Here is a 22,945-nt window from a genome sequence, read left to right on the forward strand (position 1 = left end):
TGGATGACTGTCGCTCTCTCAGCCCGTTCCGTCGTCTCCCGTCAGAATTCGCTGACGCTCGCCGCGCTGTCGATCGTCAGCGCCGTACTCGTTGCCTGCAGTGGCGAAGACGCGGTGCCTCGCAGCCCCGGGTCCGGGCGGGCAGCCGTCGCGGGGACACCCATAGTCGTTGCCGAGACCACACTGAGTATCGTTTTCGACGCATCGGGAGTGGCCGAACCGGTACAGCAGGCCACGCTCAGCACCAGGTTGATGGGCACCGTCGTGAGCGTGCATGTGCACGAGGGGCAGATGGTGCGCGCCGGTCAGCCGCTGGTCGACATCGACGCCCGCGATCTTGTGGCCAAGGCGACCCAGGCCGCCGCTTCCGTCGCCGGCGCCGAAGCCGCACAGCATGAAGCCGCCGCGCACGCCGCCCGTTTCACAGCGCTCTACCATGACTCCGCCGCCACGCGTGCGCAATACGAGTCGGCGCTCACCGCGCTCGCACGCGCTGAGGCCGGGTTGCGCGCGAGCCGAGCCGGGGCTGCCGAACTCGAGGTCGTTCGCAGCTACGCGTCGGTCCGTGCCCCCTTCGATGGCATGGTGACCCAGCGCATGGCCGACGTCGGCGCATTGGCGGCCCCCGGTGCGCCGCTCATCACCGTACAGGACGTGTCGTCATTGCGACTCACCGCCTCGGTGCCGGCGGATGTCGCGCGCACGTTGCGGCCGGGTCGCTTGCTGGCGGCGCAGGTGGATGGTGACTCCTCCACGGCCACGGTGGAGGGCATCATACCGGCAGGCGCTGGCGGTCTGTTCACCGTCAACGCGCTGATTCGCAACAGGGATGCACGACGTCGCGCAGGCAGCACGGCAACACTGCATGTGCCCATGGGCACCCGCCCGGTGATTGCCGTTCCCCACCGGGCGCTCGTGCGTGATGGCGACCTGGTGGGGGTGGTGGTTCGCCACGACGGCCAGGACGACCGCCGATGGGTGCGTCTGGGTGCGCAGACGTCCACACACGCCGAAGTGCTCAGCGGCCTGAGGGCCGGTGAGACCATCGTGGTGCCGTCGGAAACGCCGGTCTCCACGCCGTCCGTCACCCCCGGTGCGCTCTGACCATGTCCAACGCCTGGGGAATTTCCGGACGCATCGCCAGAGCCTTCTTGCACTCCAAGCTCACACCTCTGGCAACGATTGCTTCGCTGGCGGTGGGTGGACTGGGCATTCTGGCCACACCGCGCGAAGAGGAACCACAAATTTCCGTGCCGATGATCGACGTGATCTCGGCCATGCCGGGCACGACGGCGGCCGAGGCAGAGAATCTGCTGGCGCGCCCGCTCGAGCAGCGCATGATGGAGATTCCCGGTGTCGAACACGTGTACACCACATCGGGCAATGGCTACGCGATGGCCACCGTGCGGTTCACGGTGGGTGAAGACCCCGAGCGGAGTGTCACCAAGGTGCAGGCCAAGCTGGCGGGCAGCCTTGGGGCATCTGCCAATGGCTCGTCGCTGAATGGTGCGCTTCCTCCTGGCGCATTGCCGCCGGTCATCAAGTCGCACTCCATCGACGATGTTCCCGTGCTGACACTCACACTGCACGGCAATGAAGTGGACGCGAACACCCTGCGGCAGATCGCGGTCCACCTCCAAGACGAAATCCGCACGGTGCCCGACGTCGCGGAAACGTTCGTGACGGGAGGGGCCGTACGTCAGATCTCCGTCTGGCTGGATGCCGCGCGATTGACCGCAGCCGGCGTATCGCCGGGAGAGGTGGCTGTCGCTTTGCGCAACGCCAACGCGCGACTCGACGCGGGAACGCTCACCACCAACGACAGCGTGGTGCAGATCGCTGTGGGTGCGCCGCTCACCGATGCACGGGAAGTCGGCAGCGTCGTGGTCGCGATGCCGGGCGATCGGCCGGTGTATCTCCGCAGCGTGGCTGACGTCCGGGATGATTTTGGCGAAGTCACGTCGTACGTGTCGCACCGTGCGGGTGAGTCGCCGGCCGAGGCTGCGGTGACCGTCGCCGTGGCCAAGCGGCGGGGAGCCAATGCCACGCAGGTCACGGAAACCGTGCTCGCCCGCGTGAACGCGGCCAAGGGGCGACTGCTGCCGTCGAGTGTGCAACTCGACATCACGCGTGACTACGGAGAAACCGCCGGCGAGAAGGCCCGGGAACTCATCCTGCATCTCGTCATCGCCACGCTGTCCGTCACGGTGCTCATCTGGCTGTTCCTCGGATGGCGCGAAGCGCTGGTCGTGCTGGTGGCCGTCCCGGTGACACTGGCCCTGACGCTCTTCGTGTACTATGCGCTGGGGTACACGCTCAATCGCATCACACTCTTTGCGCTCATCTTCTCCATCGGCATCCTGGTGGACGACGCCATCGTGGTGGTGGAGAACATCTATCGCCACCTGGCCATGGGCAATCGTCCAGCCCATGTCGCGGCCATCGACGCCGTGGACGAGGTGGGCAATCCGACCATTCTCGCCACCTTCACCGTCATTGCTGCCATCGTGCCCATGGCGTTCGTGAGCGGCATGATGGGCCCATACATGCGACCCATTCCCGTGGGCGCGTCGGTGGCCATGCTGGCCTCGCTGGCGGTGGCCTTCGTCGTCACGCCCTACATGGCGTACCGACTGCTCGAGGGCCATGTGGGGACCGGACACGGCTCGATCGCCCATCCGGTCGAGGCCGAAACGACAGTTGGTCGGTGGTACCGTCGTCTGATGCTGCCGCTCATCGAACGGCGTGGCACCCGATGGAGCTTCTACGGCGTGGTGGGCGTGCTGTTGCTGGGCAGCATGGCGCTGGTCGGGCTGCGAGCTGTGCAGGTCAAGATGCTGCCCTTCGACAACAAGAGCGAGTTTCAGGTGGTACTCGACCTGCCCGAGGGCACGTCGCTCGAAACGACCAATCGGGCCGCGTCGGAGATTGCCGCCTATCTCGGCACCGTCGACGAAGTGATCAGCACGCAGGTGTACGCGGGCACGGCAGCGCCATTCAACTTCAATGGTCTCGTGCGCCACTATTTCATGCGTGAAGGCCCCAATGTGGCCGACGTACAGGTCAACCTCGCTCCCAAGGACGCGCGCGACCGGCAGAGTCATGCCATCGCGGTGGCAGTGCGCCCCGCGGTGGATTCGATTGCCGCGCGGTACCATGCCTCGGCCAAGGTCGCGGAGATTCCGCCAGGCCCGCCGGTTCTGTCCACACTCGTGGCCGAGGTGTACGGGCCCGACGATGCGGCACGCGTCGAAGCTGCCACCAGAGTGAAGGCCATTTTCGAGCGTACACCAGGCGTGGTCGATGTGGATTGGACCGTGGAAGCTCCACAGGAACGGAAGACTTTCAAAGTGGACCGGGTCCGTGCCGCCGAGAGCGGGGCGAGCGTCGAACAGATCACGCAGACCCTGTACATGGCGCTGTCGGGCAATACCAGCGGTGTCCTGAGCTCGACGACCGCGCGCAGCGCTGTCCCCCTCATACCGCGGTTGCCAGAAGCCCAGCGATCAGACGTGCAGGGACTTCTGTCTCTGCCCGTGGCCACTCAACAGGGCCTGCAGCCACTCGGTCGTTTCGTGACCGTGGTGGACGGTGTGCGCGAGAGCGTGCGTGTCCGCAAGGACCTGCGTCCCGTCATCTATGTGACTGGAGACGTCGCGCGTGAGATCGAGGCGCCGGTCTACGCCATCCTTGACATGAACCGCCAGATCAGCGCCCTGACCGTGAATGGCGCGACCGTGGGGATCTACAACGCGGTGCCACCCGCATCACTGACCGAAACCGCCATCAAATGGGACGGCGAGTGGCAGGTGACCATCGAAGTGTTCCGTGATCTGGGCCTCGCATTCGCCATTGTGCTGCTGCTCATCTACGTGCTCGTGGTGGGCTGGTTCCAGAGTTTCTCCATTCCGCTGGTGATCATGGCGCCCATTCCGCTCACGCTCATCGGAATCCTGCCGGGCCATGCCCTGAGTGGCGCGTTCTTCACGGCGACCAGCATGATCGGCATGATCGCACTGGCCGGCATCATCGTGCGCAACTCCATTCTGCTGGTGGATTTCATCCAGCTCGAGGAAGCCCGCGGCCGCAATCTGGTCGAGGCGGTACTGGAAGCGGGTGCGGTGCGATTTCGCCCGATTGTGCTCACGGCCGCCGCGGTGGTGGTGGGCGGGCTGGTGATGGTGCTCGACCCCATCTTCCAGGGGCTCGCCGTGGCCCTCATGAGTGGAGCCGTGGCAGCGACGCTCCTCACGATGATCGTCGTGCCCCTGCTGTACTGGGAGCTGCGCCGGAACGCGCCTCCGATGGTCGATTCCCCTCTGCATACGGAGCACCACGACTGATGTGCCACGAGAAGATCATTCGTCGCTTGGCAGGCTCGGTGGTCCTGCTGTCCGTCATCCTCGGCTTCACCGCATCCGACCGATTCTTCTGGCTCGCCGCCTTTGCGGCCTTCAACCTGCTGCAATCGAGCTTCACAGGCTTCTGTCTGCCTGAGAAGATATTTGCCCGCCTCGGATGGTTTGGATGTAGGCCGAGGCGCTGACGACGGCTTTCGACGGGCTGACTACCGTCCGGTGACGACCTTTCGTCGTTCGGTCAGCTCGGTCTCGAGACGACCACACACCAGCTCGCACAGTTTCAGCACGTCCCGGTCCGCCAGCTCATAGCGCACGAAGACGCCATCCCGTTCCCGGGCGACCAGACCATTCGCGAACAGCTGCGCCAGATGACGGGACACATTGGCCTGTCCCATGCCGGTGGCTTCGACCAGCTCGTTGACGGTCATGGGCCCGCCGCGAAGCTCCTGCAGCAGGCTCAGACGCGCGCGATCACTCAACGCCTTGAATCGTTCGGCGACGAGGTCGAGCAGTTCCTGACTCATGCGTTTCATCGGCACGCCCGACAAGAGTTACACAAATACACACATAGGAATATAACAAAAACCAGAAACCGGCGCATCCGTGTGATGCGCCGGTAGCCTGGGACCCCTCGTCAGCGCGCACCTCGTCGGCGCGCTCCTCGTCAGAGCAGCGTCGCGTCGAGTGTGATCTCGGCCCTCAGCACCTTCGACACGGGGCAATTTTCCTTGGCGATCGTGGCCAGCTGCTGGAACTGCTCCTCGCTGATGCCCGGCACCGTGGCCGTCAGCTGCAGCTGGATCTTGGCGATGGTGTAGCCACCGGCCTCCTGCACCAGCGACAGTACGGCATTGGTGCGCAGCTCGGTGGCCGTGTGCCCGGCCTTCGTGAGCTGGCCCGACAGCGCCATGGTGAAGCAGCCCGCATGTGCCGCGGCGATCAGCTCCTCAGGGTTGGTGCCGCTCCGTCCCGATTCATCTTCGAAGCGCAGCTTGAACGAATACGGCTGCGCGTTGAGCACACCGCTGGGCGTGGTGAGCGTTCCGCTTCCTTCACGAATGCTGCCATTCCAGACGGCTGTCGCAGTGCGTTCCATGATTTCGGATCCTTGACTGGGTAGGCCCCCGCATGCCGAGGGCAGGACGAGGGGAAGGATACCCCACAACCCGGTCCCCGCTACCCGAATCGCCGAACCGTTGCCGGGCCTGTCGCGGACTCAGCCGGTGGACAGCACAAACTGGTTGCCTTCGCTGTCCCTGAAGATGGCCGACGTGCCCCACGACTCGACCTTGGCCTCCTGCACCAGCTCCACCCCTGCGGCTTTGAGCGCGGCGGCCGTAGCGACCACATCGTCACACTCGAAGGACAGGTTCATGAACTGGCCGATCCACGCCTCCTGCCCCGGTGCGGTGAACAACACCACCCCCGTCTCGGCCCGCGGGATGCGCAACTCGATCCAGCGCATGCCCGGACCCATCGGGGCGTCGGTGGCCACCTTGAAGCCCAGCTTCTCGGTGTAGAAGGCCAGAGCCCGGTCCTGATCGTGGACGGGAATGCTGATGAACTTCACGCGTTTGATCATGGCGTCACCATCGCGTTTCCCTGACTCGCGCGCAAGACGGGCAAGCTTTACTATGGCAATGAATTCCACAGGAGACCGCCCCCGTGTCCATTGCGCTCGACCCGTATGTGCTCGACACCCTCATGGCCGACCTGGTCGGGCATGACCGACAGCCCTCGGCGTTTCTGGTCTACCTCTACTTCGTGCGGCACACCAGCGCCGCCGGCAAACAGACGGTGACCGTGGCCCTGCTCGACATCGCCGAGAGCACGGGGCTGTCCAAGCGTACCGTGCAGAATGCCATCAGCTGGCTGGTGCACCGCAAGCTGGTGGCGGTGACCCGTCCGGCCGCCACGGCGGTGCCCACCTACCGCCCCCTTCGTCCCTGGCGTCGCAGCTGACCGCGGCCCGACTCGGCCTCCAATCGTCAAGGCATTCCCTGCCGAGACCGTTCGCGGCAACTTCCAGCGAACGTTTTCCCCCACCCCCATTGCCGATGCGTCGTTCTACCCCCCGGATGGCCGCCCACGCAGCCGTCACCGCCGCGGTGGTCGCAGTGGCCCCGCTGGCGTCCCTTGGCGCCCAGACCCGTACCGTCACCGCTGACGACTACGCCCGCGCCGAGAAGTACCTGGGCTTCAATACCAGCCTGCTGGTGTCCAACACCGGCGTGCAGCCCACGTGGCTGCCTGACGGGCGTTTCACCTACCGCGTGCGGCAGCCCGATGGCTCGACGCCGATGATTCTGGTGGACGCCAAGGGTGCCAAAACCAATTGCACCGCGGCGGGCACCGTGTGCCCGCCTGCGCCGGCTCCGGGTGGTCCACCGGGTGCCCCGCGCGCCGGTGGGCGTGCTCCTGAAGTGCTTTCGCCCGACGGTACCAAGGCCGCGTTCATCCGCGACTGGAACCTGTGGGTGCGCGATGTGGCGTCGAATCAGGAGACACAGCTCACCACCGACGGCATCAAGGATTTCGGGTACGCCACCGACAACGCGGGCTGGGTGCATTCGAACCGCGCGCTGCTCATGTGGTCGCCCGACTCGAAGAAGATCGCCACGTTCCAGCAGGACCAGCGCAACGTGGGCGAGATGTACCTGGTACGCACCAAGGTGGGGCACCCCGAGCTGATGGCGTGGAAGTATCCGCTGCCCGGCGACTCGGTGGTGTCGATGATCCATCGCGTGGTGATCGACCTGAGTGCCGCACCCAAGGTGGTGCGCTTCCGCATGGGTCCTGATGAACATCGCAGCTCGGTGTGTGATCACATCGCCTGCGGCGGCAAGCTGGCCGACGTGGAGTGGTATCCTGACGGCTCGAAGGTGGCGTTCCTCTCCAACTCCCGCGATCACAAGATCGCCACGTTGCGCGTGGCCGATGCGGCGTCGGGTGAAGTGCGCGATGTGCTGCGCGAGGAAGTGGCCACGCAGTTCGAAAGCGGCGACGGCGACCAGAACTGGCGCGTGCTGCCGGCTTCCAACGAAGTGATCTGGTTTTCCGAGCGCGACGACTGGGGTCAGCTCTATCTGTATGATCTCAACACGGGCACCCTCAAGAACAAGATCACGACGGGTGACGGTGGTGTGCTGGGCATCGAGCGCATCGACGCCAAGGCCCGCACGATCTGGTTCACGGCATCGGGCAAGGAGAAGGGACGCGATCCGTATTTCCGTCATCTCTATCGCATCGGGATGGACGGCAAGGGCCTCACGCTGCTCACCCCCGAAGACGGTGATCACAACATCTCGCTGTCACCCGACGGCGCGCGGTTCGTGGACAGCTGGTCGCGCCCCGATCTGCCACAGACGGCGCTGCTGCGCGATGCGCGCACGGGCAAGTCACTGGCGACCCTCGAAACCGGCGACATCAGCAAGCTCACCGCGACGGGCTGGAAGCCGCCCACGCGCATCACGGTGAAGGATCGCGCCGGCAAGTGGGACCTGTATGGTCTCATGTGGACGCCGACCAAGCTCGATTCCACGCGCAAGTATCCGATCATCAACTACATCTACCCGGGTCCGCAGGGTGGCTCGGTGGGTAGCCGTCAGTTTTCACCGGCTGTACGCGACAATCAGGCACTGGCGGAGCTGGGCTTCATCGTCGTGTCCATCGACGGCACGGGCAATCCGATGCGCTCCAAGTCCTTCCATGACGCGTACTACGGCCGCATGGGCGACAACACGCTCCCCGATCAGATCGCGGGCATGAAGGAACTGGCGGCGAAGTACCGCTTCATCGACCTCGACCGGGTGGGCATGTGGGGCCACTCCGGCGGCGGCTTTGCCACGGCCGGTGCGCTGTTCCGCTATCCGGACTTCTTCAAGGTGGGCATCGCGGAGTCGGGCAATCACGACAACCGCAACTACGAAGACGACTGGGGCGAGCGCTATCACGGCCTGCTCACGCGCAACGGCGCGACTGACAACTACGACGCCGAAGCCAACCAGACGCTGGCCAAGAATCTCAAGGGCAAGCTGATGCTCGCGCACGGCACCCTGGACGACAACGTGCCGCCCGACAACACGCTGCTGGTGGTCGACGCACTGATCAAGGCCGGCAAGGACTTCGATCTCATCATGATTCCGAATGCGGCGCATGGCTTTGGCGCTGCGTCGAACTACATGATGCGTCGTCGCTGGGACTACTTCGTGCAGCACCTCATGGGTGCCACACCGCCGAAGGAATTTCAGATCGGCCCGAAGTAAGCCGCATCAGTGTGCCTGAAACACCACGGGGCCTGCCGTCGATCTGACGGCAGGCCCCGTGTGCATTGCACGCTTCCGCAGCGTTACGGCTTCACACCGGCCGCCGCGCTCGGCGCCGTGTACGTCCACGGCTGGCGCATCAGCGGTTTCTGCCGCGGATACACCTCATCGAGCGTGTTGCCGTCGAACAGGCGGCCGTTCACCATCACCATGTTGATGGTGTTGCTGTTGCGGATGTTCTCGAGCGGGTCCTTGTCGAGCACCAGCAGGTCCGCAAACTTGCCCACTTCGAGCGAGCCAATTTCCGAGCCCAGGCCGATGGCTTCCGCGCCAACGATGGTGGCCGAACGCAGCGCATCGTGCGTGCTCATGCCACCCGACTGCACCAGCCACAGCTCCCAGTGCATGCCCAGCCCCTGCAACTGGCCATGGCTGCCGATGCCAATGCGTCCGCCACGCTCCACGGTGGTCTTGAGGTCTTCCGCGTGCTGCCACATGGCGTATTCCTCCTTCACCGCAAAGCCCGCCGGTCCAGGCGCATTGCCCGCACCGCGGCGGCGCACCTTGGTATCGAAGTCCACGGGGTGCGTGAAGCGACGCAGCTTGGTGTCGCTCATCAGGTCTTCGCTCTGATAGAACCAGCCTTCACCGAACGGGCCACCGTACTCCACGATGAGCGTTGGTGAGTTCACCACCTGCGTGCCCTTGTACCACTCGAAGATGTCGTCGAACTTCGGCGTGATGGGCAGCGTGTGCTCGATGCCCGGATAGCCATCGATGCCGTGGGTGATGTTGAGCTTCTGATCGAGCCCGCCTTCGGTGGTGGGCATGATGCCCAGCTCCCTGGCCGCCATGATGATCCACTGCCGCTGCTGGCGATTGCCGCTCATGTACATCTTGAGCGTCTTGGTGTCGTAGTACTTCGCATAGCGTGCGAGCACGTCGCGCGCATGGTCGAGGTCCCGCACCTGTTCACCCGCAAAGACGCCGGGGCCCGTGGTGTAGATACGCGGGCCGATCATGTCGCCATTTTCCACGCGGTCAGCATACGACAGGAAGTCCGTCGTGGCCGTCTGCGGATCGCGCGTGGTGGTCGTGCCATACGCCAGTGTGGTGAGATACTGCCACGTCTGCGTGCTGTGCACGTTGGGTGTGAGCCACTGCGGGTGATAGTGCGTATCCACCATGCCCGGCATGATCACCTTGCCCGCCACGTCGATGATCTTCGCGCCCTCGGGGATCGTCACGCTACCGCGTGCGCCGACGGCCACGATGCGCTGGTCGCGCACCACGATGTCGGCGTTGTTGATGATCTCCTTGTCCTTCATCGTGATGGCCTTGGCCCCACGGAACACCACCACACCACGCGGCACGTCACGCGTGGCCGACACGGCAATGCGCGTCTCGGCCGGCTTGTAACCCGGCGGGGTCTTCTTGGTGGTATCGGCCTTCGCGATGGAGTCGGCGCGCGTGATGCTGTCCTTCACCGCCTTCGTGGTGTCGGCGCGCAGACGCGCCTTGCGACGATCGTCTTCCTTGAGCGAATCCTCGACCACCTTGGCCCGATCGAGGTCGTACGTGAAGAGTGCGTTGCCCAGGGCCCAATGGATCTTCTTGCCATCCGCCGACCACGTGCCGAACTCACCACCCACCGTGTTGAGCTTCTTCACCGGCACGGCGGCACTCCGCGGATCCGCCACGCTCACCGAGGGCGCCGTGGCACCGATCTGCGGCACGGTGATGGTATAGAAGTCCATACCGACCATGGCGAGCGCCTGATCACCACTCGGCGCCATGAGAATCATCGCGGCGGGCGGGGCCTGCGGCGGTGACGGCTCCGCGTCGTCGAGGTGCGTGCCAGCGCCAACCGGCCGCGCCGACCGGCCGCCGAAGTTGAACTGCGACTCCTTCGCGACAAGCGCCGCGTCGAGATTGGCACCAGCGCCCGGCGGCAGCGGACCCGTGACACGCAGGTGTGTCTTGAGATCGGTGCCGTCCCAGCGGAACGATTGCAGGCCGCCACCACCGCTGTACGCAAAGATGCGCGTGCTGTCCTTGGTGAAGTGCGGTGTGTTGATGCCACCCGCAGGCATGATCAGTGTGGCCGCGCCACCGGTGGCCGGCACCCACACGAGATCGGCCGCCGCCGGTCCGAAGAACGCGGCACCAGCTTCCTGCACTTCACGCGCCGCCGCACGCGTCGCCACGATGCGATTGCCCGTGGGCGCCCACGCGAGGTCGGTGTACAAGCCGCCGATGGTGGACAGCGTGCGCGTGCGCCAGCCACGCGTGCCATCGACATCAGCGCGCATGATCTGACCACCGCGGCTGTCTTCCCACGTCACGTAGGCGATCGACTTGCCATCGGGCGACCACACCGGGCTGAACTCACCCACCGTGGCATTGGAGACACGTGCCGGCTTGTTGTCCGCCACGTTCATCGTCCACACACGATCCAGCGCCACGAACGCGAGCTGCTTGCCATCGGGCGACGGCTGCACATCGCGAATCTGTCGCGACGTGAAAGTCGCCGTCGTGTCGATCTTGTAGGCGAACTTCACCTCCGGTCCCATCTCGAGCTTCACTTCTGCTTCGAACGGGATCTTGGTCGGGTTTGAGCGATCGACCGGTACGCGCCAGATCTCGCCGCCGTAGGTCACCACGATGGCCTTGGAATCGGGCGTGAAGCTGTAACCCGGATAGGCGTCCATCGGCGCGCGCGATTCCATGTCGTCACGCTGTACCGGGAACGCCAGCCACTCTTCCTGCTGCGTCTGCAGGTTGCGGATGCGCAGACCAGTCTTGGTCTCGAAGCGCGTGGCATACACCAGCCATGTGCCATCGGGCGACAGCGCGGGACGCGCACCAGACCCGAAGCGCGTGGTCATCTGCGAGGCACGGCCGGTTTCACGATCCCACACGGCCAGCTGGTACTGCGGTCCGATGGCGTTGTACTGCCAGTCCCCTGTGCGCGTGGCGTACCACAGGTAGCGACCACCGGAACCGAATGCGGCCCCCAACTGCTTCTGGGTGGCCGCGGGGGCCGGCAGGATGGACAGGGGCACGCCGTTGCCACCATCGACGTGATACATCCACAGCTTGGCGGCGCCACCGAGGCCACCGCCGCGGGAGACGATCACGTACTTGCCGTCCGGATCGAACTCCGGCGACACGTACATGTTGTTGTTGCCGCGCGTGAGCTGCGTGGTGTCCTTCTTGTCGAGCGACATCAGCCACACGTTCTCGCCGCCGGAGCGGTCGGAGATGAACACCACCTTCTTGCCGTCGGGCGAGAAGCGCGGCTGCGCGTCGTAGGCCATGCCGCTGGTCAGGCGGGTCGCCTTGCCGCCGCCAATCGGCAGCGTGTACAGGTCGCCGAGCAGGTCGAAAATGATCTGCTGGCCATCGGGCGACACGTCCACCGACATCCACGTACCCTTGGTCGTGGTGAAGGTGTGGGTACGGGCGGTCTTGAGGGGGAGCGTGGCGGCAGTCGGCGCGGCCGGGGTGCCTTGCGCGCTCAATGAGGCAGCCGGCGCGACGAGGCCTGCGACACCCAGTGCCGCGGCCACGACAGCCGGTGCGAGCGTGTTCCGAGCCGCTGCCGGTAGAGGCCGAGCGGTACGGGGTGGGACGGGAACTGTCATGCAATCTCCAGGAAGTGGCCAACACCGAATTCTACGATGGGACACCCTCATTCGTGTCCTTAGATTATCTGGAATGGACAGACTCTTCTTCATGATCGGGGCGCTCTCCGGCGCCATCAGCGTGGCGGCCGGGGCCTTTGGCTCCCACGGCCTGCGCGCGAAGCTCGAACCGCGGCAGCTCGAGGTATTCGAGACGGCGGCGCGCTACCAGATGTACCATGCCCTCGCACTGATCGCGGTGGCGTGGGCGGCCAGCCGTTGGCCCGGTTCGCTGACCAACGCCAGCGGATGGCTGTTCGTCGCCGGCACAGTGCTCTTTTCGGGCTCCCTGTACGGCTACACGCTCACGGGAACGCGCGTATTGGCGATGATCACGCCCATTGGCGGCGTGTGCTTCATCCTGGGCTGGATTTGCCTCGCGCTTACGGCGCGCAACATCTGATCGTCACGGCCAACCCCTGAACGCTCCGGACTCCACCCCCGTGCCCTCCTGCCGATGACGGTTGCCGTCAGTGCGGTGCAGCTGGGCGCGATTGCCGCGGTCTCCGTCGTGAGCGGCGCCGCCAATTCCATCGCCGGCGGCGGTACGCTGCTCACCTTCCCTGCCCTGCTGGGTATGGGTATCCCCGCCGTCTCGGCCAATGCCACGAGCACCGTGGCGCTCTGGCCCGGCTCACTGGCCAGCATGCTGGGCTATCGCCGTGAGCTGGTTGGCGCGGAGCGATGGGCGCTCCGCCTCGCCATTCCGAGTGTGCTTGGCGGATGTCTCGGGGCATGGTTGCTGCTGGTGACCAGCGAAGAGCGTTTTCGCACCATCGTGCCGTGGCTCGTGCTGAGTGCGACGGTGTTGTTCGTGGTCCAGGGGCCGGTGATGCGCTGGCTGCGCAAGCGCATGATCACGGAAGGTGACGGCGAGCGGCCCATCGATCCCAGTATGGCCATGCTGCTCGCGCAGTTCGCGGTAGGGACTTACGGCGGATATTTCGGTGCTGGAGCAGGCATTGTCATGCTCGCCGTCTTCGGTCTGATGGGGCTGACAAACATTCATCAGATGAACGGCCTCAAGAACTTCAACGGCCTCTGCTTCAACGGTGTGGCGGCGATCACATTTGCGGTGATGGGATTGGTCAACTGGCCCATCGGACTGGTGATGGCAATTGGTTCGAGTGTGGGTGGGTATCTCATGTCCGGCCTCGCGCAACGCGTGCCACAGTCGTGGGTGCGTGCCGCGGTGTCCTGCATCGGATTCGCCAGCGCGCTCTGGTTGTTTCTCACACGATAGGGCAAACGTTTCGCATCTCGCGGTGCATGATGCTTGCACCTGTACGATGATGTGCCCGCAGTACACTGGCGCGAGGGTGGTCATGCACCTTTCTTTGGCGCCATGAGTTCTTGGCAATCCCTGTGGCGACGTGTGTCTGGGTCGGAAGAGCAGCGTCCGGGCTGGCTGGCGAGCCCGGGATTCATTGCTGCGGTGAGTATTGGCGTGCTGGCCATCACGCTGAATGTGATCGTGGCCCGCCAGTTGGTGCGCATCGGCAATGATGCACAGTCACTCGCCGACTCGTGGATCTCCCGTACCGCCAGCCTTGGTGCGCTGCAGGATGGCCTGCGCGACTTTCGGCAGCAGGAGGCACGCCTCGCTCTGAGCGGCGGCCCATCGTGGAGCGGTGTGCATGTCGACTCGCTGGAGATGCTGCGCGAACGCTGCGAGACGGCACTGGTCCGTGTCACCGCGCTCTCGGCGTCACCGTCCGATGCCGAGCAGTCCGGTTCACTGCAGCGCCTGTGGAACATGTATCGCCGGCAGCACTACGCCTCGCGCAGCCTCACCACAGGTGAAGGCAGCGCGGCGATGGCCGCCTTCCGCGGACGTGAGTCCACCTATGTAGCGCTCACCAACCTCACGCGTGTCACGCGCGACGCGATGACAGTGAGCGCCGACCGCCTCACGGCACGCAGCCGTCGATCAACCAACACATCGGCGGTGTTGTTGGTCGGTAGCATCCTGCTCACGATTCTCGCGGTGGTGGTCGCGGCGGCGCTGCGGCGGTCTACCGCAGCGCGCGAGACGGCGGAACGACGGCTGCGGGGCGTGACCGATCAGTCGCTGGGCATCGTGTGGGAGGTCGATGCCCAGGGGCGCATGCGCTATTGCTCGCAATCGGGATTCGACTTGCTCGAGCTGCCGCATGAATCGGTGATCGGCCGACGGGCGCTGTCCCTCGTCCTCGCGGAGGATCGCGCGATGGCGATTGCCGCTGCGCGGCGAGCGGCGACGTCGGGCCAGGCACTTGGAGATCTCGAGCTTCGTGTACGTGCGGCCGACGGGGCCATTCACTGGCTCGCCATCAGCGGCGAGGTGCTCTCGCGTGGGGACGGTGATGCCGCCGTGATGGGCGGCGGTCGCGGTCTTGCGGTCGATGTCACGCGGCGGCACCTGGCCGAGCAGGCGCTGGCGCAGAACCGTCGCCTCGAATCGCTGGGCACGTTGGCCGGTGGCGTGGCACACGACCTGAACAACGTGTTTGCCGCGGTGAGCAGCTATGCGCAATTGGCGCGTCAGCAGGCCGACGGCAAGGAGACGTTGCAGGAGGACCTCACGGCCATCGAAACGGCTGCACAGCGCGGCGCGTCATTGGTGCGTCGCGTACTGCAGTTCGCACGGCGTCAAACGCGGGAGCCGCGGGTGGTGTCGGTGGTGGACACGGTGCGCGAAGTGGTGCAGCTGCTGCGCCCGCAAACACCGCCCCACGTGCATATCGTGGTGGAGCTGCCGCGCGGCGAGACCGATGTACTGGCCGACCCCACGGAATTGCATCAACTGGTGGTGAACATCGCCAGCAACGGCCTGCATGCGATGGCGACACAGGGATCGGAGCTGCGCGTACGCGTGGCGCGCGTGGAAGCCGATATCACCCTGACGATTGTCGACAACGGCGTGGGCATGGCCCCTGAGGTGCTCGAGCGGTCCATCGAGCCGTTCTTCACCACACGCCCTGTCGGTGAAGGCACAGGCATGGGACTGTCCGTGGTGCACGGCATCGTGGAGACACTGGGCGGCAAGCTGGCCATGACATCCCGCGCCGGCGAAGGCACCACGGTGACGGTGACCTTGCCGCGTGCACCGATTGCCTCACCCCGGTTGAACGATGGTGTCGGCGTGGCGGGCGGGCGCGGGCGAGGTGTGCGGGTCCTGCTCGTGGATGACGACGAGCATGTGCGCGATGCGGTGAGTCGCATCCTGCGTCATTCGTCGTGTGAGGTGGAGGCACATCCCTCCGCCGCATCGGCACTCGAGGTGCTACGCACTGACCCGGCGCGCTACGACGTGGTGATCACTGACTTCACCATGCCGGGCATGAGCGGTCTCGAGCTCGCGGAAGCCGTTCAGACGCTGCCGCATGCGCCGCCTATCGTGCTCGTGAGTGGCTATCTCGACGATGCCACTACGGCGCGAGCACATGCGCTGGGTATTGCGCATGTGCTCGACAAACCGGTGCCGCGTCAGCTGCTGATGGACGCGATTGCCGATCTTACTTCACCGACACCTGCTTGATCATGCCATGTGCGAGGTGCGGCTTGCCGTCCTTGCCATCCGGCGTGAAGCAGATGATCGCGTACTCGCCAGCCGGCACATCCACTGACAGGTAGACCGTAGCACCCGGCAGGATGTCGGTGATACCACCGAACGGGATGCCCGGCGGTGCGCCTTCCGGCTTCTCGGCGAACTGCGCCATCTGCATCGGCGTCTTTCCCGGCAGCAACTTGGCGAGGAAGAACTCGTGCGGCTGCTTGCCCGTGTTCTTCACGGCAATGATATGCTTGCCCGGCGCGAGCGGCTTCGAAAACGCGAAGTCGTAGTCGGAGAGCGTCAGCGTGACATCGGCGGTGGGCGCCGGCGCCTTGTTCGTCGACGGCGTGACCGTGAGCGCCTTGATCATGCCCTTCATGACATGCGGCGGTCCGCCCGGGCTCGGAATCACGCACAGCGCGACGTATTCACCGGCTTCAAGGGTGCTGGTGAAGACCGTCTCGGTGGCCGATGCATTGGGGCCACCCACGGGCTTCATCCACGCCGGCGGCGGGCCACCGGACTTGAACCAGGCCAGCACGTCATCCGGCTTCTTGCCCTTCTCCACCTTCACCAGATAGAGGTGGTGCAGCTCCTTACCCTTGTTCACGAACCGCATGGTCGTGAGGCCGGCCGGGATGCTGGCGGGCATGTCGAAGGCGTAGTCGTTGGCGACCACGGAGACGACGTTGGCGCCCGCAACGGCCGGAATGGACGCGGTGGCCATTGCGCGAGGTGCCGCGGCCTGCGCCGGCGTGCGAGTTGCCTGTGCAGACAGTGAGGTGGAAAGGATTGCCACGCTGATCGACGCGGTGGCGAGACGCAAGGAATGGGACATCGATGCCTCAAGACAAGAGTTCAGCTGCGCCGCAATTCTGAATGACTGCAATCATCGGCAGCGTCGCAGCACGATGGTGCGATTGAGTCACCCTCTACGTGCGCAGTCCTGGAACAGGTTTCAGAGAAAGTGCAGCATTCGGGGGTACTCTGCATGCGACGCTTTCGTCACATCCTTGCCTGGGCGAGATTCCGGCATGTCACGTGCCTTTGTGAACGAGGATGCCGGCCCGCCGGAGCAACGTCCGGACTACGATCTGCCACCGCGGGATGCAGTGGAGTTTCCGGCCGCCGCCGCCAAGGCGTTGCTGGCGGGCGCGCGGGCCGGTGACACGGTAGGGGCGGAAGACGCGACGGGTCTGCCATGGGGTTCACCGGAGCTGGTGCCGGAGGTGCGTCTCATCCTGGCGCAGGCGCAGACCGATCGGGACGACCGTCTGGAGCAGCTGGCCGAGCGATTTCTCCGGGCGGCTGGGGGGTCCTAGGCCGCATCGTCGGTCAATTCCGATTGATTGTGTCTGCAATCTCGACTAGACTTCTCGTGTTGCACTAAACGAGAACGATTCTCATCTAGCTCGAGCGATGTCCATGATGATCCTGAACGCCCGGCGAGTCTGGCGCCCCATCGGCCGCCTCCTCGCCCTTGCCGCTGCCGCCGCGACGGTGGCCGCCTGCTCCACCAGCGATGTCACGTCGGCCCCGCTTCCCGCCGGCGGCGCCTTCACCGTCGATGCGACCACGCAGTGGGTGTACGTCAGCCTGGCCGACAGCGCCGTGGTGACGCCGACCCCGACCAGCGGACAGTCCTCGGCATGGGACATCGCGTTCAACGCCACCAACGTCATGCTGAACGGCGGTCAGGCTGGTCCCGGGGGCGTGACAGGCTTCTGCGTCTGTCAGAACACGGCGCGCAATCCGAGCAACACCGAGTGGCTGGCGATGACGCCGGCGGGCGAGAAGGCGACGTTCGATTCGCTCACCCGCACACCGTCGGGCGCGACCTTCGTTTCTGATCAGCTGACCCCGGCGGTCAGTGGCATCTATCGCGGCAGTGGCACCACCGCGACGGCCAGCCCCGACTCGGTGTTCTTCGTGCGCTACGCGGACAGCACCGGCTTCGCGAAGGTGCACGTCACGGCGCTCACCACGCCGACAGCCGCATCGCCCGGCACCGTCACCATTGAATACACACTCGCCGGCAACGCCGACGCGGCGTTCGGCGCGACACGCACGGCGCAGATCGATGTCGCGTCCGGTGCCAAGAACTTCGACCTGAACACCGGTCAGGTGACGACGAGCGCCACCGATTGGGAGCTGCGCTTCGATGGCTACACGGTGCGCGTGAACGGTGGTGCGAGCGGTCCGGGCAAGTCGGCCGCCGCCAAGATCACCGACTTCACCTTCGCCACGGCCACACCGGCCAGCACGGTCGCCAACGCGTACCGCGCCGACGTCTACGCCGGGATCTTCAACACTGCGCGCTACTATCGCTACAACCTCGCCGGCGACAATCGCATTTCGCCGACGTTCGACGTGTACCTGATCCGTCGCGGCACGCGCACGTACAAGCTGCAGATCATCAACTACTACAGCGCCACCGGCAGTCCGCGCGTCGTCACGTTCCGGTACGCGCAGCTGTCCGAATGAAGACCGTCCCGAAGACCGTGTCGTGGTTGACCTTCCTCGTTGCCGGTGGCGCATGCCTGCTCGCGCCATCGGCTTCGGCCTTTGCGCTGTTGCCCGGCCCCGGTTCCGCATCCGGGCGTGTCGTTGACGCTTCCGACCGTCATGCGATCGCTGGTGCGGAAGTGCAGTTGCTTGGCCCTGACACACTGACACTGCGCACGGATGCGCGTGGTGCCTGGCATGCTCCGCGCGTACGTCCGGGCCGCTACGCCGTACGGACGCGTGTGCTGGGGTATGCCGTTTCCAGCGTCACCATTGATGTGGCCGATGATCAAAAGGTGGAACGCACCATCGCGCTCGACGCGACGCCGCTCGCACTCGACCAGGTCGTGGTCACCGCCGCCCGGCGTGAACAGCGCCTCAAGGACGCCGTCGTCACTACAGAGCTGATCAGCCGCGCCGATATCGAGCGCACCGGCGCCACGGATATCGCCGCGGTGTTGCTCGAGCAAACCGGCATCGAACTGCAGGGTGGTCATCCGGCCGGCACGGGAGTCATGCTGCAAGGCATTGGCTCCGAGCGGGTGCTGGTGCTGCTCGATGGCCAGCCGGTCGCCGGTCGCATCTCGGGCGTGTTCGACATCTCACGCATTCCCGTGACGATGATCGAGCGCGTGGAAGTGGTGCGCGGCCCGCAGTCCACGCTGTATGGCACGGATGCGATGGGCGGTGTGGTGAACATCATCACCCGCACGGCACCCAAGAACGATGGCGCATTCTATGGTGTGGGTGTGCGAGGCACGTTCGGCTCGCAGGCCCGCACCGATGGCGCAGCCAACCTGACGTTTTCACAGGGCGCGCTGAGTGCCACCACCGACTTCTCGCGCCGTCAAACAGAAATGACGCCGGGCATGTCGGGGACGGCTGGCGCGCTGACCGCACGCAGCGATGTGGCGGCCAAGCTCCGCTATGCCCCCGACAGCGGCAAGTCGCTCGAGGCCAGTGTGCTGGGTCTCGACGAACGTCAGCGCTGGCTGGCCGGTTCGCTCTACAACTTCGGTGACAACCGGCAGTGGAGTGGTCGCCTCAACGGCACGATGTCACCGGATGCTGCGCGTCGTCATCGGGTGAGTCTCACCGTGTCCGGCTCGCACTACGATCACCTGCAGCGCGCCAGCTCCGAGACGCGACCGATCGCCGGCGACACGGGCTCGCGGCAGATCCAGAGTGTGTACCAGCTCGACGCGATCTACAACGGCCGACTCACCGATGCCGTGGCGCTCGACGTGGGCACGCAGGTGCGCCGCGACGAAGTGGAAACGGAGCGCGTGCTTGGCGGCCGTCGCAACATCACGCTGTACGAGCCCTACGCGCAGATGGAAGCGGCGCTCACCCCGACCCTGTCGGTGGTGCCGGGTGTGCGCCTCACGCAGAGTTCGCAGTGGGGCACGCACATGACGCCGCGCGTCGCGGCGCGTCAACGCATGGGTGAGCACGTCACGCTGCGCGCGTCGTACGGCACGGGATTCCGCGCGCCGGACTTCAAGGAGCTGTACATGCGCTTCGTGAATTCCAGCGCCGGCTACGCCGTGAACGGCAATCCCGATCTGCGCCCCGAATCCTCGACGAACTTCATGGGCGGCGCGGAGTGGGCCACACCGCGCAGCTATGTGCGCCTACAGGCGTTCCGCAACGACTTCGTGGACTTCATCGAGACGCAGGCCGTGAGCCGCCCCGGTGAACCGGCCATTTATCAGTACGCGAACATCTCGGATGGCTCCACGCAGGGCATGGATGTGGAGAGTGGCTTTGCGCTGGCCGGCTTCCGCGGTGAAGGCAGCATCTCGATGCTGACCACGCGTGACGATGCGACCGGCCGTGAGCTGCTCAGCCGCCCGAAGTTCTCGGCGCGCGCCACCATGGGGCTCCCCGCCCTGCTCGACGTGCGCTTCAGCGTGACGGGCGTGTACACCGGCCGCACACCGATGTCACGCGATGAAACCACCGGTGCCATCACCGGCTGGCGCGATGCCTTCCCGCGCTTCGACCTGCGCGCGGCGCGGCGTCTGGGTTCGCTCATGGGCGCCCCGGAACTCGTCCTGGGCGTGGACAACGCCTTCGACACACAGCCCGCGCAGTGGGCTGGCTTCAACCGTCGTCACATCTACACGTCCTTCTCCTGGACCTTCAACCGCACCCCCGCGCGATGAACGCCATGTCTTCTTTCCGTTCGACTCTCCGCCGTTCATCGGCGACTGTCGTCATGGGCCTCGCGGCCATGACGCTCTCCGCGACCACCCTCTCCGCACAGGCCGGCAAGACCGGTGTCGTGGTCGTGGCCCACGGCGGCGACTCGCTGTGGAACGCCCTCGTGAAGGACGCGGCCTCCAAGGCCAAGACCGACGTACCGGTCGAAGTCAGCTTCCTCATGAGCTTCGGCGCAGCCCAGGCCCGCTTCCAGGACGCGGTCGCCAAGCTCGAAGCGAAGGGCGTGTCGCGCATCGTCGTCGTGCCGATGCTGGTCTCGAGCCACAGCGGCCACTACGACCAGATCCGCTACCTCGCCGGTGAGCCGATCGAACTCGACAAGGAGATGGCGCATCACCTGCACATGGCCGGCATCGAGAAGCCCAAGACATCACTGCCGATCATCGTCACGCCGGCGATGGACAACGCGCCGCAGGTGGCCCAGGTGCTGGCCGACCGTGCCAAGGCCCTCGCGCCGAATCCGAAGGAGCGTGCCCTGCTGATCGTCGGTCACGGCCCCAACTCGGCCGAAGACTACGCCTCGTGGATGGAGAACCTGCGTCAGGTCGCCGACACGGTGAAGGCGATGACGGGCTTCCGCGATGTGCGCGTGGAGCTCGTGCGTGATGACGCGCCCGCGGCGGTGCGCGCCGAGGCGGTGAAGCGTGTGCGTGAACTCATCGACCTGCAGCAGATGGCGACCGGCAAGGAAGTGATCGTGGTGCCGGTACTGGTTTCCAAGGGCAGTGTGAGCCGCGACAAGGTGCCGGCCGACATCAAGGGCACGCCGTCGGTGTATTCGGGCGAACCATTGCTGCCGCACGACGCGATGTCACGCTGGGTGGAGATGCGTGTGCGCGACGCCGGCAAGGCGCCCGCGAAGACGGCGCAGAAGGCTCATTGAAATTGCAAAGGCCCCGGACATCCGTCCGGGGCCTTTGTCTTTGCGTTGCGAACAGTTCTCAGCGATACAGGCGATACTTGTCGGCCCGCTGGTGGAAGCGCGTGAGCTCCGGTGTCCACGCGGCAAAGATCTGCTGCGGCGTGTTGCCGGCCACGATCATGCTCTTGAGGCGTGGTGTAGCGGCCAGGCGATCGATCACGGCGTCTTTCCACTCCAGCTTATCGGCATGCAGGGCATTCACCGCCCACATGAGCGCCACACCGGCGCGATACGGCTTGAACGTGGCACGATCCGTCACATGCAATCGAATGCCCGCCAGCGACTGACCAGAGAAGGCCGGCGGACGCCCATGAAATGGACGCTGCGTGGGCGTGAACTGCTCCGCTGTGAAGCGCGTGCCGGGCAGGTTGAGCCCATTGAGCATCGCCACCGCACGCTGATTGTCGAGCCACGGCGCACCGATCAACTCGAACGGATTGTCGCTGCCCCGGCCTTCGGAGAGGTTGAGCGATTCGAACAGGCAGGTGCCGGCATACGCCACCAGCGACGAGAACGCGACGAGATTCGGCGACGGCTTGCTCCACGGCAGTCCGGTGTCGTCGAACCACATGTCGCGCGTCCACCCCTTCATGGGCACCACATGCACGGTACCCTTCACGCCGCCGCGCAGCAGACGCTCGCCGTCGTAGAAGCGCGCAAGTTCGCCCGGTGTCATGCCGTGCAACGCCGGAATGGCCGTGTACGAACCAAAGCGATAGAACGACGCGGTGTCGGCCACGAAGCCATCGGCACCACGTCCACCGAGCGGATTGGGACGATCGAGCACCACCACCGGAATCTTCTTTTCGGCGGCTGCCTCCATCACGAAGCCCAGGATGTTCACGTGCTCGTAAAAGCGCGCGCCCACTTCCTGAATGTCGTACACGATCACTTCCACGCCTTCCAGCATCTCCGGCGTTGGCTTGTGAATCTCGCCGTAGAGGCTGTATTTGGGCACACCCGTCGCACTGTCCACCGCATGCTCAGGATCGCGTGCGAGGGAATAGTCGTTGCTGCGGATGTTGTACTCCATGCCGAACAGCGCCTTGAGACGCACACCAAGCTGCTTGCCGGCACCGGAGTGCAGGGCGTCGGCGAGGTGCGTGCCATCAGCCAGGCGACCGCTGTGATTGGACACGAGCGCCACCGACTTGCCGCGGATGAGCTGACCGTACTCGGTGAACAGGCGGTCTGCACCCATGACCAGCGGCGCGCGGGCCGGCGTACGCGCGGCAGCAGCCTGCGCGGGGAGACGCTCGGGAGTGGCGGCAATGCCCAGCATCAGGGCAGCGGCCAGCGGCGGCAGAAGCCGTGATGCGGTGGTGACGAAACGTGGAGACACGGCGAGACTCTGGGGCGGGAGGCAAGGACCGGAAGGCGCTCCTCGCACGAGGGAGGAACGCCTTCCAGGAACGTCTCTATGCCTATCGTCCGATCACTCGTCG

General features: G+C 65.4%; 18 protein-coding genes. 12 read left to right on the forward strand and 6 right to left on the reverse strand.

The genetic code is table 11. The annotated features are described in order from the left end of the window. Positions 1 to 3 precede the first annotated feature (3 nt). From VGE27_RS06675 to VGE27_RS06685, 3 genes are read left to right on the forward strand one after another with little or no spacing between them, the layout of a single operon-like run. On the forward strand, positions 4 to 1,104 hold the full coding sequence (locus tag VGE27_RS06675) for an efflux RND transporter periplasmic adaptor subunit (protein ID WP_331048863.1): 1,101 nt from the start codon (positions 4 to 6) through the stop codon (positions 1,102 to 1,104). A gap of 2 nt (positions 1,105 to 1,106) precedes the next feature. Beyond that, positions 1,107 to 4,343 carry an efflux RND transporter permease subunit gene (locus VGE27_RS06680; protein ID WP_331048864.1) on the forward strand — a complete coding sequence of 1,079 codons (3,237 nt, stop codon included), beginning with the start codon at positions 1,107 to 1,109 and terminating at the stop codon, positions 4,341 to 4,343. After that, on the forward strand, positions 4,343 to 4,546 hold the full coding sequence (locus tag VGE27_RS06685) for a YgaP-like transmembrane domain (RefSeq protein WP_331048865.1): 204 nt from the start codon (positions 4,343 to 4,345) through the stop codon (positions 4,544 to 4,546). Before VGE27_RS06680 ends, VGE27_RS06685 begins: the two co-directional genes overlap by 1 nt. A 21-nt stretch (positions 4,547 to 4,567) precedes the next feature. On the opposite strand, the gene VGE27_RS06690 is transcribed toward VGE27_RS06685, so the two are convergent. From VGE27_RS06690 to VGE27_RS06700, 3 genes are all read right to left on the reverse strand, one after another. After that, positions 4,568 to 4,885: a metalloregulator ArsR/SmtB family transcription factor gene (locus tag VGE27_RS06690; RefSeq protein WP_331048866.1), complete on the reverse strand. Its 318-nt coding sequence runs from the start codon at positions 4,883 to 4,885 to the stop codon at positions 4,568 to 4,570. Positions 4,886 to 5,025: 140 nt separating this feature from the next. Next, a complete protein-coding gene (locus VGE27_RS06695) occupies positions 5,026 to 5,457 on the reverse strand; it encodes an OsmC family protein (protein WP_331048867.1) in 432 nt (143 codons plus the stop codon). Between the two features lie 120 nt (positions 5,458 to 5,577). After that, a complete protein-coding gene (locus VGE27_RS06700) occupies positions 5,578 to 5,943 on the reverse strand; it encodes a VOC family protein (protein ID WP_331048868.1) in 366 nt (121 codons plus the stop codon). Positions 5,944 to 6,026: 83 nt separating this feature from the next. Here VGE27_RS06700 and VGE27_RS06705 point away from each other — a divergent pair, with 83 nt between their 5' ends. Next, positions 6,027 to 6,323, forward strand: coding sequence for a helix-turn-helix domain-containing protein (locus VGE27_RS06705; RefSeq protein WP_331048869.1), 297 nt, complete (start codon positions 6,027 to 6,029; stop codon positions 6,321 to 6,323). 95 nt (positions 6,324 to 6,418) lie between these two features. Then, complete coding sequence (locus VGE27_RS06710; RefSeq protein ID WP_331048870.1) at positions 6,419 to 8,626, forward strand: S9 family peptidase; 2,208 nt, start codon at positions 6,419 to 6,421, stop codon at positions 8,624 to 8,626. 83 nt (positions 8,627 to 8,709) lie between these two features. On the opposite strand, the gene VGE27_RS06715 is transcribed toward VGE27_RS06710, so the two are convergent. Next, positions 8,710 to 12,273, reverse strand: coding sequence for an amidohydrolase family protein (locus VGE27_RS06715; protein ID WP_331048871.1), 3,564 nt, complete (start codon positions 12,271 to 12,273; stop codon positions 8,710 to 8,712). Between the two features lie 73 nt (positions 12,274 to 12,346). Between VGE27_RS06715 and VGE27_RS06720 the strand changes: the two genes are divergently transcribed. The 3 genes from VGE27_RS06720 to VGE27_RS06730 all read left to right on the forward strand — a co-directional run bounded on the left by VGE27_RS06720 (position 12,347) and on the right by VGE27_RS06730 (position 15,832). After that, the gene (locus VGE27_RS06720; RefSeq protein ID WP_331048872.1) at positions 12,347 to 12,715 is read left to right on the forward strand and encodes a DUF423 domain-containing protein; all 369 of its coding nucleotides are present in this window, start codon (positions 12,347 to 12,349) and stop codon (positions 12,713 to 12,715) included. 54 nt (positions 12,716 to 12,769) lie between these two features. Continuing rightward, on the forward strand, positions 12,770 to 13,555 hold the full coding sequence (locus VGE27_RS06725) for a sulfite exporter TauE/SafE family protein (RefSeq protein WP_331048873.1): 786 nt from the start codon (positions 12,770 to 12,772) through the stop codon (positions 13,553 to 13,555). 102 nt (positions 13,556 to 13,657) lie between these two features. After that, positions 13,658 to 15,832 (forward strand): hybrid sensor histidine kinase/response regulator, encoded by a 2,175-nt coding sequence (locus VGE27_RS06730; RefSeq protein ID WP_331048874.1) that lies wholly within the window; start codon positions 13,658 to 13,660, stop codon positions 15,830 to 15,832. Here the strand turns inward: VGE27_RS06730 and VGE27_RS06735 are convergent. Then, positions 15,810 to 16,685, reverse strand: a complete 876-nt coding sequence (locus VGE27_RS06735; protein ID WP_331048875.1) for a hypothetical protein — start codon at positions 16,683 to 16,685, stop codon at positions 15,810 to 15,812. The two genes, VGE27_RS06730 and VGE27_RS06735, sit on opposite strands and share 23 nt — an antisense overlap. A 196-nt stretch (positions 16,686 to 16,881) precedes the next feature. On the opposite strand from VGE27_RS06735, the gene VGE27_RS06740 reads away from it, so the two are divergent. The 4 genes from VGE27_RS06740 (at position 16,882) to VGE27_RS06755 (ending at position 21,461) form a co-directional block, all read left to right on the forward strand. Next, positions 16,882 to 17,169 carry a hypothetical protein gene (locus VGE27_RS06740; protein WP_331048876.1) on the forward strand — a complete coding sequence of 96 codons (288 nt, stop codon included), beginning with the start codon at positions 16,882 to 16,884 and terminating at the stop codon, positions 17,167 to 17,169. 97 nt (positions 17,170 to 17,266) lie between these two features. Further along, complete coding sequence (locus VGE27_RS06745) at positions 17,267 to 18,331, forward strand: HmuY family protein (RefSeq protein ID WP_331048877.1); 1,065 nt, start codon at positions 17,267 to 17,269, stop codon at positions 18,329 to 18,331. Next, positions 18,328 to 20,520 carry a TonB-dependent receptor gene (locus VGE27_RS06750; protein ID WP_331048878.1) on the forward strand — a complete coding sequence of 731 codons (2,193 nt, stop codon included), beginning with the start codon at positions 18,328 to 18,330 and terminating at the stop codon, positions 20,518 to 20,520. Before VGE27_RS06745 ends, VGE27_RS06750 begins: the two co-directional genes overlap by 4 nt. Positions 20,521 to 20,525: 5 nt before the next feature. Then, positions 20,526 to 21,461: a sirohydrochlorin chelatase gene (locus VGE27_RS06755; RefSeq protein WP_331048879.1), complete on the forward strand. Its 936-nt coding sequence runs from the start codon at positions 20,526 to 20,528 to the stop codon at positions 21,459 to 21,461. 58 nt (positions 21,462 to 21,519) lie between these two features. On the opposite strand, the gene VGE27_RS06760 is transcribed toward VGE27_RS06755, so the two are convergent. Beyond that, positions 21,520 to 22,842 carry a DUF1343 domain-containing protein gene (locus tag VGE27_RS06760; RefSeq protein ID WP_331048880.1) on the reverse strand — a complete coding sequence of 441 codons (1,323 nt, stop codon included), beginning with the start codon at positions 22,840 to 22,842 and terminating at the stop codon, positions 21,520 to 21,522. Positions 22,843 to 22,945 lie beyond the last annotated feature (103 nt).

The organism is Gemmatimonas sp. (assembly GCF_036405635.1).
Lineage (GTDB): Bacteria > Gemmatimonadota > Gemmatimonadetes > Gemmatimonadales > Gemmatimonadaceae > Gemmatimonas.

Coding starts and splice junctions, on each gene's coding strand:
- VGE27_RS06675 (WP_331048863.1), top strand. CDS start 4: ATGACTGTCGCTCTCTCAGCCCGTTCCGTCGTCTCCCGTCAGAATTCG.
- VGE27_RS06680 (WP_331048864.1), top strand. CDS start 1,107: ATGTCCAACGCCTGGGGAATTTCCGGACGCATCGCCAGAGCCTTCTTG.
- VGE27_RS06685 (WP_331048865.1), top strand. CDS start 4,343: ATGTGCCACGAGAAGATCATTCGTCGCTTGGCAGGCTCGGTGGTCCTG.
- VGE27_RS06690 (WP_331048866.1), bottom strand. CDS start 4,885: ATGAGTCAGGAACTGCTCGACCTCGTCGCCGAACGATTCAAGGCGTTG.
- VGE27_RS06695 (WP_331048867.1), bottom strand. CDS start 5,457: ATGGAACGCACTGCGACAGCCGTCTGGAATGGCAGCATTCGTGAAGGA.
- VGE27_RS06700 (WP_331048868.1), bottom strand. CDS start 5,943: ATGATCAAACGCGTGAAGTTCATCAGCATTCCCGTCCACGATCAGGAC.
- VGE27_RS06710 (WP_331048870.1), top strand. CDS start 6,419: ATGCGTCGTTCTACCCCCCGGATGGCCGCCCACGCAGCCGTCACCGCC.
- VGE27_RS06715 (WP_331048871.1), bottom strand. CDS start 12,273: ATGACAGTTCCCGTCCCACCCCGTACCGCTCGGCCTCTACCGGCAGCG.
- VGE27_RS06720 (WP_331048872.1), top strand. CDS start 12,347: ATGGACAGACTCTTCTTCATGATCGGGGCGCTCTCCGGCGCCATCAGC.
- VGE27_RS06725 (WP_331048873.1), top strand. CDS start 12,770: ATGACGGTTGCCGTCAGTGCGGTGCAGCTGGGCGCGATTGCCGCGGTC.
- VGE27_RS06730 (WP_331048874.1), top strand. CDS start 13,658: ATGAGTTCTTGGCAATCCCTGTGGCGACGTGTGTCTGGGTCGGAAGAG.
- VGE27_RS06735 (WP_331048875.1), bottom strand. CDS start 16,685: ATGTCCCATTCCTTGCGTCTCGCCACCGCGTCGATCAGCGTGGCAATC.
- VGE27_RS06740 (WP_331048876.1), top strand. CDS start 16,882: ATGTCACGTGCCTTTGTGAACGAGGATGCCGGCCCGCCGGAGCAACGT.
- VGE27_RS06745 (WP_331048877.1), top strand. CDS start 17,267: ATGTCCATGATGATCCTGAACGCCCGGCGAGTCTGGCGCCCCATCGGC.
- VGE27_RS06750 (WP_331048878.1), top strand. CDS start 18,328: ATGAAGACCGTCCCGAAGACCGTGTCGTGGTTGACCTTCCTCGTTGCC.
- VGE27_RS06755 (WP_331048879.1), top strand. CDS start 20,526: ATGTCTTCTTTCCGTTCGACTCTCCGCCGTTCATCGGCGACTGTCGTC.